The organism is Rhodovulum sulfidophilum DSM 1374, from assembly GCF_001633165.1.
Taxonomy (GTDB): domain Bacteria; phylum Pseudomonadota; class Alphaproteobacteria; order Rhodobacterales; family Rhodobacteraceae; genus Rhodovulum; species Rhodovulum sulfidophilum.
This window is the reverse complement of record NZ_CP015418.1, coordinates 3050851-3064479: the sequence shown is the minus strand read 5'-3', so window position 1 is coordinate 3064479 and position 13629 is coordinate 3050851. Positions and strand designations below refer to the sequence as shown.

The window sequence follows — 13629 nt, the reverse complement described above, 5'->3', positions numbered from 1 at the left end:
CGTCGCCCCGTACCTAGGCTGTCTACTTAACCTTCTTGACTAACGAATGACACGACGGTTCCGACAAATGCGGCGCCTCATCCAAGACTGAAATCCTATGGCCCTGGCGTGTGTCGGTTAGCGGCAAATGCCCTCGTAGACGTATGCACCCACAGCACTGTCCAGAGAAGCATTAGTGATTTGATAACCATTTGGGCAATGCCCCCCCTCGCCGAGGTAGCTTCCAATAAGCCACTCGTGTTGCTTTCGAAGTTCATCAGGTGCGTTGACAACGCCGTTGTAGGCGTCCGCACTTACAACGTAGCGAAATGCGGTCCTCCCATCCACAGCGCGGTTGACGCTCCCACTGCCTTTCATCAGGTCAATAGAAGGCACCGGGTCGACCATGCAGCCGCTCAAGATGAGCGGGATACAAATGCCTGAGAGTACTTTCTTCACGATATCCATCCATTAGCTTTCTATACTCTCCTTCTGGTAATGCGGCATGCCTGACCTGACTAGCTCGAATGCTTGTGGAGCGGTACGACGAAAGAGCAGGTCCTACGGAAGGTATGGTGAATGGAGCAAAATCTTCATCTCGGCGCAGGCAAGAGACATCAGATATTGGGACCAGGGGTGTCAGGACTGATGGTGGCTACACCTTAGCCGCCGTTCTCGCCGAGCGCAGCGTGCGGCCCTTAGTTGCCTTCCAATCACCACGCCGATGCCGCGCCGCAGCTTCGCCAGACCGGCCATCCATCCATGGCGCAGCATCTTCGGAGGAAGAAGGTCGGCAGAGCGGAACAAACCCGCCATCCGCAGATATCAGAAGACAATGTGCACCCACGCGGACAAGCAGATACAAGACCAGTTTCCCAAGCCTCATGTTGCCAAGGCACTTTTACCCCATGCCTTCGATCTGAGAGACGGAGCGCATGACGAGGCACATCTGCTTCGAGTCTGGCGCAATGTCGAGAGGATTGCCAGCGAAGAGGGGGGCGACATTGAGATCCTGCTTGCCGCAACCCTGCTGCACGACTGCATCTGGATCGACAAGGGGTCCTCGCAGCGCCACATGGCATCACGTCTTGCTGCGGCGAAGGCACGTGATGTTCTGACTGGCATGGCGTGGAGCGACGACCGGATCAACCAGGTCTGCCATGCCATCGAAGCTCATAGCTTTTCCGCCTGTGTTACTCCGGCCAGCCTGGAAGCCAAGATCCTTCAGGATGCTGACAGACTTGACGCCATCGGCTTCATTGGCGTGGCGCGCTGCTTCTACATCGCCGGCCTCAGGAAAGCTTCGATCTGCGATGCCGTCGATCCAGCTGCAAATGATCGGCCCCTGGACGAGGACCTCTTCGCACTGGACCATTTTCAGACCAAGCTGATGAAGCTTGAGCGCGGGTTTCAAACGATGACCGGCGCACGCTTGGCAGCAGATCGGTCTGCTCATGTGAAGAGCTTCTATAACGGACTACTTGCTGAGCTCAGCTAAGGCCTCGGAGCTGACCGGCGGCGACGCGGCGTGGCGCTTGAGCGCCTGGCACCCCCACTTGGTCGCTCTCTGCCGATAGCCGCCGTTCGACGCCCCAAGCCCGAACCGCCTGCGGCTCACGAAAGCGACCGTTCATCCCCGCTGCAGCATGCACTCAGGCCGCCAAGGTCCGGAGAGCGGATGAAGCCGCCAGTGCGATCAGAACTGCTAACGACTGCTCCCGGCCCCTTATAGAAAACAAGTTACCGATAGCCCATGCGTTGCCGACAAGCTACTATCCCGGCGAAGCAACAGTAGCTTCTGTGAATGAACCGGGCAAACATTGGCGTATTACGAACAGGATTTCAAAGAGGTCGCGCATTGTGGTGCGAACACCACCATCAATATCGCATGCGATGACGAAGGAAGAAAGAGCGCTGCGTTTGGGATTGTTAGCCGCAGACCAGGGCCAATGGCTGCCGCTGGTATCTATATCTTACTGCCTCATGGAATTCCGGTTTCTGATTTCAAAATGGGGGGAATTGCACAACCGTTTGATCCGCCGCTACCGGAAGGGTGCGTCCCGGCAATTCTTGGGTCTGACTCACTTGGATGTTGGGGTCATCAATGCCCGTGCTGTAGTGGCTACTTCCGCAATGGAAACCACGCGGCAATTTATCCGCAGACCTGCCCATACTGTGGCTTGAGAGCGGCAGCATTTGAATTTCTCACTCCGGCACAGATGAAGTTCCTTGCTCACCTTGCGGAGAGGTTGAAGGAAGAACTTGCGGCGCCCGATGCGAAGGGGACAGAGCGACAAGTTGAAATCGACATGGAAAGCCTTGTTAAGCAGGCCGCAGATGAGCCAAAGCCTGACTTCTACTATGCGTCACAGACCCAACAGACGCGATACAAGTGCGACCAATGTGGAGAGTTTAACGATATCAGAGGCCTCTATGGCTACTGCGCCGCGTGCGGATGGCGAAATAATATCCAGATGCTCACGGCTCGATTTGAGGAAATCAGGCAGTCTCTAAATGACGGACAAGCGCAACCAGAGGCAGCCGTTGGCCAAAGCGTATCGGCGTTCGATGCAGCCTGCCGTGACTTCGCCAATCAACTCGTGCGCCGCATTCCGATGAAGCCCGCGCGGAAAGAAACGCTTTCCAGGTTGGTCTTTCACGATATTGAGTCGGATACGTTTAAGCGTTTAAAAGATATTTTTGACATGAACCCACTTAAAGGAATTGTGGAGAAGGATGCTAGATTCATCCGACTCATGATGGAGCGAAGGCACATCTACGAACACAACGCTGGAGTCATAGACCGTAGATACATCGAACGAAGCGGCGATGAAGACGCCGTGGAGGGTAATCTACTGCGTGAAAATCGCGGAAACACCCACCGGCTGATTGGTTTGCTTGCTCGTATGGCAAGCAACGTTAGCACGGATTTCCACGAGATATTCACGCCGACTGAGTGGCCAATCAATTCTTTCAAAGAGCGGCAAAGACGGGCGGAGCGATAGGCGTCCTTAAGTGGCCTTTCGTGCACAGTGCATTATTGGTCAAAAGGGCTCCAAGCGGTCATGCAGCGCTGCGGTGGGCCGCATGAGCAGCCTGGCGGTGCTGCATGACGCCCCCGGCCCAGAGCCGAACTTCATGCCAGGCGCAGCGGATGACCGGAGCCAGCCCTAAGCCGACGTATGCGTCCGGCGCTGCACGACAAATTTGGAAGTCTAGATCTTTAGTCCCGGGCTGTGGTGGTCTACTAATCTGGAGGTTTGGCGTATTCTGAATCAAAAACCTCATGAGATCTCTTGATCACCATCAACAATGTCAGCAAAAAGTGAAGGTAAAGAAATCCTAAAATCGCCGACTCCAACCTCTCTGGCAGATCCAATACATAAAGAGCAAGGAAGATGGTCACAGACGAAAATGATACGAGTATCAAGTATGATATATTCGTGTTTATCTCCCTCAGCAATACTCGGACTTCTTCCAGCCTGTCTTTCTCACCTGCTTGAGTTATTGGGTCTTGGCTGAACTTTCTATCTGCTCGAAAGACACCATACATTGCAACCTGCGCGCTGAAAAGTAACGCAGAAAAGATTGAAAATACGGAAATAGAAACGCCAAAAACTTCATCTCCAAGACCCACGCAGAACCAGAAAAGAGAGAATCCAAAAAGCGCTGGAAGAAAGTAGAAGGCAAGAATGTCCATGGTTGACACTCTTTGATTTCGATAATCTGACAGGCTCTTTATATGAGCCTTAAGAACGCCAAGGATGTTGAATTTCATCAGTTCATGCCGTACTGCTCGCGAAAATCAACGATAATTTGCGTGGCGACTCGTTCCAAGGATTCATAAAGTGGGTGCCCGTCCTCTTGAAGTTCAACATTATCAGTGATGTCAATCACGCCAGCAGTATTTTCAGGCCCGATAATGCCTACTTTTCGGTACGTTCCGCCGATACTGATTAGCGCGCTTGCTTCGTCGAATTCAATCCCGTTGATCACCATGGCGGCCGTCCCATTTGCCGCTTCAATCAAAGGTGCAACGTCCGTGAACCGGCCGAACATTCTCCGTCGAAGAGCGGAAATGGAAAGCTCGATGTCTACTTCCTCGGGCGGAAGGTCTTGGAGAATATCGACTCGATCTTTTGGCACCCGCTTTCGTGAAAGAATTAACTTCTTCACCGGAGTTTGAGCGTACATTTCTTCGGCTGGAGGCATAACTTTTCTAGCGGTTAGACGAGTATTGCCGCTCCAATCGTTGTACTCTTTAGTGAATGAAGACAGAACCTGGCCAACGCAAGAGCGATCTCGATAGGACTGGAAGGCAGCAAATCCAAAGTTCGCATTCTCAGGAATCCAGATTTGATAGTACAGCGGAATCTCTTCAACGTGATCGCTACGTCGCTCAAACAGGACATCGTTCTCGCCTGAGCTGCGCATCTTTGAGCTGATGCCAAATGTTCCATACTCGACTAGCCCACCATACGATCTGCCCTCTGGAGGGCGTGGATTCAACCTCCAGCTACGCTCGATGTTGTTGTTCTGCGTGTTTGTGAGCTTCCCTTGGATGAAGGTATTCATAAATTGCGAGGGCTGAGATCCCGGCCCGTGAGTGTCGAATGGGATGCGTTGGTAATCATCAGACCGAGAAAGGACCAATTGATATACGTATAGTCCAATTTTTGTCAAATTTCTATCTCCACAAGATACCCCGCCCAGCAAGCAATAAACTTCATCGTTTATTGAGAGGGTGCCGAGTCAGTATTGTTCGTTGACTTCCGGGCGCTTGTAAACCGCAATTTGAAGCAGGCTACGTTTCTAGGCGCGCCAGTTAACGTCAACAAACTGCGCTCTACGGACGTTCATGCCAAGTACAGCGAAGGTCAGCTTCCCGCCCATTACGCCCCACACAGGCGCCCGGTCAGCGCCACCAGCTCCCGCTCCTCGGCGGCGGACTGCACAAGCCCGTAGCTTGCGGCGATCCGCCGGAACCGCAACACATACTGACAGCGGAAGCCCGGATCCGGCGGCAACCAGTCGAGCGGCCCGCGCGCGCCTTTCGAGCGGTTCGCCGAGGCGCTGACGGGGAGCAGGTTGACCGGATCGCGGGCGAAGCGGGCGCGCTTCGCGGCGGGCCAGCTGGCGGCACCATGGCCCCATGCATAGCGCAGCGGCACGATGTGATCGATGTCGAGATCGCCCGCCTCGGTGATCACCTGCCCGGTATAGGGCGCGAACCATCGGCCGTGGCGTACCGAGCAGCCCGAGGGCGCGAGCCGCACCGGCACGGTGGAGAGAGCCGCCAGCAGCTCGGCCCGGGTATCGAGGCAGTCGCCGTCGGGATCGGTCCAGCCCGAGCCGAAGGCCGCGCGCTGATAGGGCAGGGCCGGTGCAACGCTCTGGGGCGCCTGCGCGACCGGCGCGCAGGTCAGGAGCGTCAGGCTCAGCAGAAGCAGGGACAGGAGACGGCGCATGGGACGGACCTTTTACCGGGCGCCCCCAAGATCCGGTTAAACGCCGACCGGGCCGGGGGAACTCATACGAGCCCCACCCTGACCTCGCGATTGGCGATGATCAACTCCCGCGCGGCGGTCGCGCCGCCCTTCGAGACCGAGTAATTCAGCCGCACCTCCTCGATCCGGAAGGCGCCGAACAGATCGCGGATCTCGGGCCGGTCGTTGATCGACAGCAGGAAGGCGCCCTTGATCCGGCCCAGGCGCTCGGCCAGCTCGGCGAACTGGTCGCGGTCGAAGAGCCCCTTGCCGTAATCGTCCTCGCCACCCCAATAGGGCGGATCGAGATAGAACAGCGCCTGCGGGCCGTCATAGCGGGCCAGCACCTCCTGCCAGGGCAGGTTCTCGAAGACGACGCCGTCGAGCCGGGCATGGGCGGCGTCCAACAGCGGGCCGATCCGGGCCAGGCTGAAGCGTGGCCCGCAGCCAGGCTGCACGGCGAAAACCCCGCCGAGCTGCCCGCCGAAGGCCAGCCGCTGCAGGTAGAGGAAGCGCGCGGCGCGTTCCAGATCGGTCAGCGTGGCCGGATCGCAGGCGCGGAGCCGCTCGAATTCGCGGCGCGAGGTGATCTGGAACCGCATCACCTCCATCAGCTGCGGATAATGGCGCTGCAACACGCGGAAGAGATTGGTGATCTCGCCGTTCAGATCGTTCGCCACCTCCAGACGCGGGCGCCAGCTTCGGCGCAGGAAGACCCCGCCCATGCCGAGGAAGGGCTCGACATAGGTCCGGTGCGGGATCGCCTCGATCCGCTCGATGATCCGCCGGTGCAGGGCCTTCTTGCCGCCCATCCAGGGGGCGACGGGGGTTGCGGGGACGGTTTTTCGCATTTCGTTCATGTCAGGAACCTGTTCTAGGTCCGCCCGCTCTCGCGAGAGCCGGGCGACAGATTCCCTCTCGGGTGTCGGCGCAGCTTCTGTTGACGTGGGCTGCGTGGTGAGGCGGTGCTCCAACACCGCCTTGCCCCCGCCCGAAAGCGGGGGGAACTCTCAGGTCCGGCGGCGCGTGACCGCTTCGCCGATCCGCCTCCCGATCTCGCCCGGCGAGGGCGCGATCCAGCCGATCAGGGCGACCAGGACGATCCAGGGCGGGATGACATTGACGATGACGGTCTCGACGCGGTCGGCGCGGAGGCGGTTCTCGGATTGCTCCTGGCGGATCTCGCGGGCGCGCGGCCGCACGATGGAGGGCGCGTTCTCGACCTTCTGGCCCTGCACGTTTTCGGCCCCGGCCTGGACGTTGGCGGCGACGTTGGGACCGAGCGGGACCGGCAGCCCGCCGCATCCGGCCAGCAGCAGCGCCGCGAGGAGCGCCCTCATGCGCCGTCCCAGCGGAACGGCACCTCGGCCGGGATCCCGTCGAGCCCCTCATGGCAGAGCTGCCGGGCCTTGTTGCGGCGGATCAGAAGCCCCCGCACGCCCTTGCCGCCCGCGAAACGCCAGCGCGGGAGCTCATTGCAGGCGCCGCGCAGATCGCCCGCGTTGAGCTTCCGGATCAGGGTCGAGCGCGCGGCCGCGCCGAGGCCCACATTATAGGCCCAGTCCAGAATCGCGACATAGGTGCGGTCGGGGATCCGGTCCTCGAGGGGATCCGCGATCAGCCGGTCGAGCCCGGCCTCGAACCCGGCCAGGCGGTCGGCGAACGGCCGGATCGGGCTGCCAGCCCGGATCGGTCACCGGATAGGCGGGCGAGGATTCCGCCAGCACGCAGCCGCGCGAGAGGTAGCTCTTGATCCGCTGCACCGCCATCCGGACCGGCGCGCCCTCGGGATTGTCCTTGCCGCCCAGCACCAGCGGCATGTGGTCGAGATCGGTCAGCAGCACGGTCTTGTAGGTGCCGCCCGACAGCACCTGCGGGGTCGGATAGCCGATCAGCAGCCGCATGCCGCGAAAGCGCTTGCGGCTGAAGGTGTCGTCGTCGCGGCCGCGACCGAGGCGGCTGTAGACCTCGGGGCTGTTGCAGATCAGCTGGTTGAGCTTCTCCTCGACCCATTTGTCCCGCTCGGGCCGCGACATGTGCACGATCAGCGTGGGGTTCTGGTCGCAGGTCACCGCATGCAGCGACACCGTCTGCAGCATCATCGTCTTGCCGCTTTGCGACGGCCCCATGAAGGCCACCACCTTGAAGAGCCGCGACTGGGTCACGTCCGAGGGCTCGACCATGTAGGGGGTCACGCTCCGGTCGAAGCCCTGCCAGGCGCCCTGGACCTGCACGTTGATATAGCGCTCGGCGGCCTCGGTCACCGACAGGCGGCTCGGCGGATCCAGCATCGGCAGCGCGTCGGCCAGGATCTCCTCGGGCGTGGTCAGGCCCGGCAGCGGCGCGAAGCTGCGCAGCGCGCCGATCCGGGCATCGCGGATCACCACCATCTCAGAGCCCCATCTCGCCCTGGTCGCCCCGCCGCAGCGCGACCGGTTCGGCCGCACCCCGGCCGATGGCCTGTTCCAGGTTGCCGCGCGCCCGCACCAGCGCCCCGTCGCAGCGGGCCTCGAGCTTGGCGGTCTCCTCGGGATCGAGCGAGAACTCCATCTCGCAATAATCGACCAGCGTGGTGATGGTGCGGCGGAACTCGACCAGCATGTCCTCGAAGAGATCGCGCACCCGCGCCGTCCGGGTCAGCTCGCCGCGCTGCTCGGCCGCGCGCTGGTAGCGGTAATCGGCATCGGCCTCCTCGGCGATCTGCTTGGCGGTCAGCCCGGCCGAGGCATTGGCATCCTCCTCGTCGAGATTGCGGAACGCCATTGCCAGCTGCGAGGCCGAGCGGTCGGCCGCCGCCTTCGCCGCCCGCGCCCCGGCATCGCGATGCCTCCGCCAGGCGTAGCAATCGGCCGGCGAAAAGGCATATTCCCGGCCGTTCCCGCCTTCCTCCAGCACCGGCATGCCCTGCGCGATCCATTTGCTGATCGTGTTGTCGCTGACATCGAGGGCGCGGGCGATCTGGGCGCGGTTCATTGCGGTGTCCTCCACCCCCTCGGGCAGCGGATAGAGGCGGCGGAGATCGGCCAGATCGGTCATGACAACAACAACCCTCACTCGCAGCTTCGAAAATTCAGACACACATGCAGGCACCGGGGTGCGAATTACCCCCGTGCGATCCCCCTCCGGGAAGGACCCGCGCTCATCTGGCGGTGGAAAAGGCCTTCCTGATCGCCGCCCGCATCCGGCCCGGCATCTCGCGCGCGGCGACGATCCGGCCATGGCCTTCCATGTCGAACCGCGCGCCGTAGCGGGGCAGCCGGTCGGTGAAGGACAGGAACTTGGTCAGCCGCTTGCCCTGCCGCTTCCAGACCCCGGGCGACAGCTGCCCGGGCTTCGGCACGAAATACCGCGCCGCCCGCGCGCTGCGCTTGCGCGAGCCGTCGGTGCTGTTCTGGGCGCGGTCCTGCTGCGCCCCGATATTGGAAAGCGCCCGCTGGATCTGACCGGCGGGCAGGTTGCCATGGGCGTTGAGCCTGGCGCCCCGCGCCGGAACCACCGCCTCGATATGGTCTTCATAGGCGACATTGCCGATGATCAGCCGCTCGATCCCGGTCTTCGGGCGGGCGCCGCCGCGCTCCTCGACTTCGAGGTAATGCCGTCCGCGCGGGGCATCCTTGCGCTCGACCGTCGCCTCCGGCTTCCGCTTGGTCGCCCGCCGCAGGAAGAACGCATTCAGCGTCCAGCGCGTCGGCCGGTCGAACACCTTCTGCATCAGCGTCCTGTTCTCTTCCAGAACCGCCTCGCCGGTGGCGTTCAGCGCCAGCATCGTCGCGTAAGGCATCTGCTTGCGCTCCACCTCCCGAAGCCGGGACACCAGCTTGCGCAGATCCGAGGACGAGACACCTGCCGTCAGCTTCATGCCGTTCCTCTCTGCCAGCGGGCTGCGAGAGCCCGTCCCGGAACGCAAAGCGCCCGGGGCGGGGTCTCCGCTCCGGGCGCAAGTTGGGTGACGGCACTATGTCAACGGGATCAGATTACAGTCAAGAAAAAAGTTTCCGGAGCCAAGATCACGCCCCGTTCTTGAGCATCATGTCGATGTGCTTCTCGGCTTACCGAATATTGTTGAAGGCTGCGCCGTAAGCATAGAGTTTCAAGCGTTTGGCTGGCTCTATAACTAGCGGTCAAACGCCCGAGGCGCGTTCAGAAGAGCGACTAACGCTTGGCTCGTCCCGGCCGACTTTCGTCACTGGCTCCTTCATCCGTGCCAACTCGAACATTCCACGAGCCACAGCCGCAATATCTAAAGTCGATTTTGCTTGGTGTGCCATCATCATGGTGAAAAAGCCTGAACCCATAACGATTCCCCCTGGAATAGCACCGACAAGCCGTGCCGAGATCGAAGGCTCAGCCTCAACATAGCCCAGCTGTGCAAGCTCGTTCATGCTGCCATAAAATCCACCCAACAGATGTCCGTAAAAGCCGCCATCCCTGAAGCCCACGAAAGTGATTGCAACACCTCCAAGAACCACGACCCAGGAGAAAACATCGACCAGCTCGCAAACCACCCTGCGAAAAATAAATTGCTCTTTGAAATCTTTCATTTTCAAGCTCCGATCAGTCATAATTAAAGTTGCATCTCGATACAAAAACCTGTCAACAAGAAACCTTGCCAGCATCCCGCCGCAATCATTTCTCATGCAATGAACGACGCTATCGCCAGGGTGTCATTGGCGGCATGTCCCCGGTGAGGCTGATCTGCGCCAGCTCCTCCCCCTTCAAAGCCGCCTGCACCTCCAGCAGATAGCCCCACCAGTCGAGGTAAGCCCGCCGCGCCGCCGCGATCTGGCTCTGGGTCGGGGTCCAGACGCAGGGCGTGAAGCGCACCGCGTCCTGGACGATCACGCCCTTGCGGTTCCTGCGCGGGATCGGTTGCCAGCCCTCGGCGCCGAGCGCCGCCGCATCCGCGGCTTTGCCCCAACGGTTCGGGCGATTGTGCTGCCACTCGGCCGGGCGGAGCCGCGGGCGTGCGTCGGGCATCCAGTCGGGCGTGCGGTCCGCGCGGGCGAGATCCGCGACCAGCGTGGCCGCGTACCAGGGCAGGACGTTGCGGACCACGGTCGCGATCAGCTCGGCATCGTCATGCGGGCGGGAGCGGCCGCGGCTGGTGTCGACGCGCGTGCCCAGCTGGGCGCGTTCGAGGGTCACGTATTCCATGCCGAAGGGGCGCCAGCCGGTGCCGCCGACCGCCTCGATCTCGTCATGGTCGAGCCGCGCGCATTCCGTGCCGAAGGCCCATTCCAGCGCCTCCCGAACTGGCATCGCCCGCCGGGTCCGGGGCGCGGGCGGCACCCTGATCCGGGCCGCCGCCGTCATGCCGCGACCCCGGCCTTGCGCAACGCCCGCGGTCCCACCGCCACCCGGATCCGGTCGAGCTCGACTTTCAGAACCGACAGCTCGGCCAGCTTCTTCTCGGCCGCCGCCCGCTGCCGTGCTGCCTCTTCGGCAACCGCCCGCATGTCGCGTTCCAGCGCCTCCATCCGGCCGAGCGCTCCCGCGATGTCTTCGTTGCCGCCATCGGGACCGAAGAACGCATCCCGGATCTCGGCCACCCAGCCCGGCATCACCCCCAGCACCTCGGCCACCGTCGCGTCGGTGTCGCCCTGCCGGTAGCGTTCCGCCGTGGTGTCATAGACCCCTTCCAGCAGATCCATGATCTCGCGCTTCTGTGCCCGGGTCGGTTGCCGCAACGCCCCATCCGGGTTCGAAGCCGGTGCCGTCGTCGTCTTTGCCATGCCTGTCGCCTTTCGTTTCGCTTCGCAGGCCGGGCAGTGGAGCTTGCCCTTCACCTCGGCCCAGCCTTGCCCGATCATCTTCCGGTTTATCTGCCCCGCGTCCGGCACCCAGACCCTGCCGGGTCGATGCAGGTAGTTGCAGGTCACGACCTCCTCGCGGCCGCAGCCATCGCAGACCACCCGCGCCCGGTTCACGCCTTTGCCCTTGATCGCCCGGATGCTCATGCCGAGGCCCCCGCGAGATCGGCGATGCTGCGGCAGTGGGCGAGGCGGGCCTCGCGGTCCCGCAGCCAGGTGGCCTCGGCCGGGGAGAGCTGCCCGGGACCGGCGCCCGCCAGATGCGCGTGGCGGCGCAGTGCCTCGCCCGCCGCCTGGCGGATCTGCCCCAGCGCATAGCTGCGCGGCCAGCGGCGGTTGTGGCGCAGATCGTCCAGGAGTTCCGGCGCCCAGCCCTCGGCCAGCGCCTGCCGCCCCACCGCATGGGCGAAGACCGCGCGGATCAGCGGCGAGGCGTCGTCGGCGGGCGGCTGGATCTGCGCCGCCGCCTTCAGGATCGCATTGGCGATGGGGAAGCGGTCGCGGTCCTTGCCGCCGGGCTGGGCCGCCGCCATCTCCTCGAGCGCGGCCAGGTTCGGCGCGCTCATATAGGCCAGCCGCTTGGCCAGATCGGCCAGCATCTCCTCGAACTGCGCCTTGGTCATCGCCCCGGGCTTCACCAGCCCCCGCCGCAGCAGGGGCTCGACCAGCAGATCCCGCACCCGCTTCTCGCCCTCGGCCTGTTCCCTCGCATCCATCTCGGTTCCCTTCTTCTCTGCCTTGCCCGGTCGCCTCAGGACTGTCCCGACATTGTCCGGCGGACATTTGCGGGACAGTTGCGGACAGTTCGGGACAGTCGGGACAGTCCGGCCCCTTTCCTTGCCCTTGCCGGGTTATCCACAGGCCTTGCCCTGTCAGACTGACGCGAACCGTCCATGTTCCTGTCCTTTTCTCTGTCTATGTCCCTGTCGTGCAGGACAGTCTGAAACTGTCCGAGACTGTCCCTGAACTGTCCTCGGGACAGTTGCGGACAGTCTCGGGACAGTCTGGAAGTTACTCGCGGGCGCGCGCGGCCCGGTTCACGTCGAACATGTGGCTGGACCAGGCGGCGAGCGCCCGCTCGACCCAGGTCGAGCCGCGATAGCCGCAGCCCTGTTCGACCAGCCAGTCGTCCATCCAGAGGATGGCGGCGTCGTTCTGCGCCAGCTCGGGATGGAGCCCGGCCACGGCCGAGCGCAGCCGCTGGCGCCGCTTGGCGGCGTTCGCCGCCTCGTTGCGCGCCCGGTTCGCGACCTGGTTCATAAGGGAGTATTGCCCCCGCCAATCGAGCTTGCTCCTGGCCTAGAACGCTGGCGCGCATCAGAACTGAGGGCAGTCCTCGATGGTCAGGTTCCGCGAGAGAGGTTCGAGTGGTGAAGCGCACACAGCGGCCCTACGTTTCCCGGCGCAGGGTGAAGGGAAGAACCTACTACTATTTCCGTCGCAACGACACATTCGTTCGTCTGCCAGACAACCCTGACAGTCCCGAATTCGATCACGCCTATTGGGCCTGCCGGTCGGGGAGGAATGTCGCCGCCAAGACGAGCTTCGACGCGCTCATAACCAGCTATCTTGCCTCTCCGGCCTTTCTCGCGAAGGCCCCGACCACACGCAGTGAATACCGCCGCACGCTCGACCAGATCAGAGCAAAGAATGGGCCGAAGGATTTCACGCGCCTGCGACGCCGCGACGTCATCGCGGCCCGCGACACCCATGCGGAGCACTGGCGAAAGGCAAACGCGATGGTCGAAATGCTCTCGATACTCGCGCGTCATGCGCGGGATCTGGAATGGATCGACTTCAACCCGGCGGAAAATGTCGAGAAGCTCAAAGGCGGCAGCTACGAACCGTGGCCTCCTTGGGCACTTGACGCCTTTCCGCGCGAAGCGGAAGGCGCCGCCTTGACGGCCTTTCACTTGGGCGTGGGAACGGGCCAACGGCTTGGCGACCTGTGCAAGATGGAATGGAGTCACTACGACGGCGATGCCATTGCGGTGGTACAGGGAAAGACCGGTCAGCGCCTATGGGTGGCGTGTCCTGCCGACCTGCGCGAATACCTTGATGCCCTGCCTCGTACTGGCCGCTTCATCATCGCCAAGAACATGACGCAACCCCTCGGCAAGAGGACAGTGCAGCGACTGGTCGAAGGCGTCAGGAAGAAGATCGGCGCCACGGCCTATGTCATTCATGGATGGCGCTACACCGCTGCGATGCAGCTTGCGGAAGCCGGTTGCAGCGATAGCGAGATTGCGGCCGTGACGGGGCACCGCACGTTGCAGATGGTCCAGAAGTACCGCGCTGCCGCGAACCAGAGGCGCCTGTCCAGGCAGGCACAGGATCGCAGGGGCAGAAAGTGA

Annotated in this window: 18 protein-coding genes; 3 read left to right on the top strand and 15 right to left on the bottom strand. The window is 62.1% G+C overall.

From position 1 onward, the window contains the following. Window positions 1-117: 117 nt before the first annotated feature. Window positions 118-447 carry a hypothetical protein gene (locus tag A6W98_RS21175; RefSeq protein ID WP_143540189.1) on the bottom strand — a complete coding sequence of 110 codons (330 nt, stop codon included), beginning with the start codon at window positions 445-447 and terminating at the stop codon, window positions 118-120. Between the two features lie 256 nt (window positions 448-703). Between A6W98_RS21175 and A6W98_RS14350 the strand changes: the two genes are divergently transcribed. Further along, complete coding sequence (locus tag A6W98_RS14350) at window positions 704-1477, top strand: HD domain-containing protein (RefSeq protein ID WP_231098284.1); 774 nt, start codon at window positions 704-706, stop codon at window positions 1475-1477. Window positions 1478-1799: 322 nt separating this feature from the next. Further along, entirely contained in the window at window positions 1800-2984 is a 1185-nt protein-coding gene (locus A6W98_RS14345; RefSeq protein WP_155734820.1) for a hypothetical protein, read from the top strand. 242 nt (window positions 2985-3226) lie between these two features. On the opposite strand, the gene A6W98_RS21170 is transcribed toward A6W98_RS14345, so the two are convergent. From A6W98_RS21170 to A6W98_RS14280, 14 genes are all read right to left on the bottom strand, one after another. Beyond that, entirely contained in the window at window positions 3227-3679 is a 453-nt protein-coding gene (locus tag A6W98_RS21170; protein WP_155734819.1) for a hypothetical protein, read from the bottom strand. A 77-nt stretch (window positions 3680-3756) separates the two neighbouring features. Further along, entirely contained in the window at window positions 3757-4554 is a 798-nt protein-coding gene (locus A6W98_RS21165; protein WP_155734818.1) for a hypothetical protein, read from the bottom strand. 317 nt (window positions 4555-4871) lie between these two features. Beyond that, a complete protein-coding gene (locus tag A6W98_RS14335) occupies window positions 4872-5447 on the bottom strand; it encodes an HNH endonuclease family protein (RefSeq protein WP_081251941.1) in 576 nt (191 codons plus the stop codon). Window positions 5448-5509: 62 nt separating this feature from the next. After that, window positions 5510-6316, bottom strand: coding sequence for a DNA adenine methylase (locus tag A6W98_RS14330; protein WP_063490987.1), 807 nt, complete (start codon window positions 6314-6316; stop codon window positions 5510-5512). 159 nt (window positions 6317-6475) lie between these two features. Continuing rightward, entirely contained in the window at window positions 6476-6805 is a 330-nt protein-coding gene (locus tag A6W98_RS14325; protein ID WP_042462525.1) for a bacteriophage spanin2 family protein, read from the bottom strand. Next, window positions 6802-7083 (bottom strand): glycoside hydrolase family protein, encoded by a 282-nt coding sequence (locus A6W98_RS21505; RefSeq protein ID WP_406679292.1) that lies wholly within the window; start codon window positions 7081-7083, stop codon window positions 6802-6804. The genes A6W98_RS14325 and A6W98_RS21505 overlap by 4 nt, the downstream gene beginning before the upstream one ends. Further along, on the bottom strand, window positions 7016-7855 hold the full coding sequence (locus tag A6W98_RS14315; RefSeq protein WP_081251939.1) for a phage terminase large subunit family protein: 840 nt from the start codon (window positions 7853-7855) through the stop codon (window positions 7016-7018). The genes A6W98_RS21505 and A6W98_RS14315 overlap by 68 nt, the downstream gene beginning before the upstream one ends. 1 nt (window position 7856) lies before the next feature. Then, a complete protein-coding gene (locus A6W98_RS22150) occupies window positions 7857-8501 on the bottom strand; it encodes a terminase small subunit (protein WP_042462523.1) in 645 nt (214 codons plus the stop codon). Between the two features lie 103 nt (window positions 8502-8604). Further along, window positions 8605-9324 (bottom strand): hypothetical protein, encoded by a 720-nt coding sequence (locus A6W98_RS14305; RefSeq protein WP_045291887.1) that lies wholly within the window; start codon window positions 9322-9324, stop codon window positions 8605-8607. Between the two features lie 262 nt (window positions 9325-9586). Continuing rightward, window positions 9587-10006, bottom strand: a complete 420-nt coding sequence (locus A6W98_RS14300; protein ID WP_155734817.1) for a hypothetical protein — start codon at window positions 10004-10006, stop codon at window positions 9587-9589. A gap of 109 nt (window positions 10007-10115) precedes the next feature. Then, the gene (locus A6W98_RS14295; protein WP_168161833.1) at window positions 10116-10724 is read right to left on the bottom strand and encodes a hypothetical protein; all 609 of its coding nucleotides are present in this window, start codon (window positions 10722-10724) and stop codon (window positions 10116-10118) included. Between the two features lie 50 nt (window positions 10725-10774). Then, window positions 10775-11422: a hypothetical protein gene (locus A6W98_RS14290; RefSeq protein ID WP_042461730.1), complete on the bottom strand. Its 648-nt coding sequence runs from the start codon at window positions 11420-11422 to the stop codon at window positions 10775-10777. Then, window positions 11419-11991, bottom strand: coding sequence for a hypothetical protein (locus A6W98_RS14285; protein WP_042462515.1), 573 nt, complete (start codon window positions 11989-11991; stop codon window positions 11419-11421). Before A6W98_RS14285 ends, A6W98_RS14290 begins: the two co-directional genes overlap by 4 nt. Before the next feature lie 295 nt (window positions 11992-12286). Beyond that, entirely contained in the window at window positions 12287-12535 is a 249-nt protein-coding gene (locus A6W98_RS14280) for a hypothetical protein (protein WP_052678065.1), read from the bottom strand. Window positions 12536-12642: 107 nt separating this feature from the next. On the opposite strand from A6W98_RS14280, the gene A6W98_RS14275 reads away from it, so the two are divergent. Next, entirely contained in the window at window positions 12643-13629 is a 987-nt protein-coding gene (locus A6W98_RS14275; protein WP_042462513.1) for a site-specific integrase, read from the top strand.

What these genes read in the sequence shown, in the direction of transcription:
- A6W98_RS14325 (WP_042462525.1), bottom strand. Translation starts at nt 6,805, where the DNA reads ATGAGGGCGCTCCTCGCGGCGCTGCTGCTGGCCGGATGCGGCGGGCTG.
- A6W98_RS22150 (WP_042462523.1), bottom strand. Translation starts at nt 8,501, where the DNA reads ATGACCGATCTGGCCGATCTCCGCCGCCTCTATCCGCTGCCCGAGGGG.
- A6W98_RS14295 (WP_168161833.1), bottom strand. Translation starts at nt 10,724, where the DNA reads ATGCCAGTTCGGGAGGCGCTGGAATGGGCCTTCGGCACGGAATGCGCG.
- A6W98_RS14315 (WP_081251939.1), bottom strand. Translation starts at nt 7,855, where the DNA reads ATGGTGGTGATCCGCGATGCCCGGATCGGCGCGCTGCGCAGCTTCGCG.
- A6W98_RS14300 (WP_155734817.1), bottom strand. Translation starts at nt 10,006, where the DNA reads ATGAAAGATTTCAAAGAGCAATTTATTTTTCGCAGGGTGGTTTGCGAG.
- A6W98_RS14330 (WP_063490987.1), bottom strand. Translation starts at nt 6,316, where the DNA reads ATGCGAAAAACCGTCCCCGCAACCCCCGTCGCCCCCTGGATGGGCGGC.
- A6W98_RS14350 (WP_231098284.1), top strand. Translation starts at nt 704, where the DNA reads ATGCCGCGCCGCAGCTTCGCCAGACCGGCCATCCATCCATGGCGCAGC.
- A6W98_RS21165 (WP_155734818.1), bottom strand. Translation starts at nt 4,554, where the DNA reads ATGAATACCTTCATCCAAGGGAAGCTCACAAACACGCAGAACAACAAC.
- A6W98_RS14285 (WP_042462515.1), bottom strand. Translation starts at nt 11,991, where the DNA reads ATGGATGCGAGGGAACAGGCCGAGGGCGAGAAGCGGGTGCGGGATCTG.
- A6W98_RS14335 (WP_081251941.1), bottom strand. Translation starts at nt 5,447, where the DNA reads ATGCGCCGTCTCCTGTCCCTGCTTCTGCTGAGCCTGACGCTCCTGACC.
- A6W98_RS14280 (WP_052678065.1), bottom strand. Translation starts at nt 12,535, where the DNA reads ATGAACCAGGTCGCGAACCGGGCGCGCAACGAGGCGGCGAACGCCGCC.
- A6W98_RS14305 (WP_045291887.1), bottom strand. Translation starts at nt 9,324, where the DNA reads ATGAAGCTGACGGCAGGTGTCTCGTCCTCGGATCTGCGCAAGCTGGTG.
- A6W98_RS21170 (WP_155734819.1), bottom strand. Translation starts at nt 3,679, where the DNA reads ATGGACATTCTTGCCTTCTACTTTCTTCCAGCGCTTTTTGGATTCTCT.
- A6W98_RS21175 (WP_143540189.1), bottom strand. Translation starts at nt 447, where the DNA reads ATGGATATCGTGAAGAAAGTACTCTCAGGCATTTGTATCCCGCTCATC.
- A6W98_RS14290 (WP_042461730.1), bottom strand. Translation starts at nt 11,422, where the DNA reads ATGAGCATCCGGGCGATCAAGGGCAAAGGCGTGAACCGGGCGCGGGTG.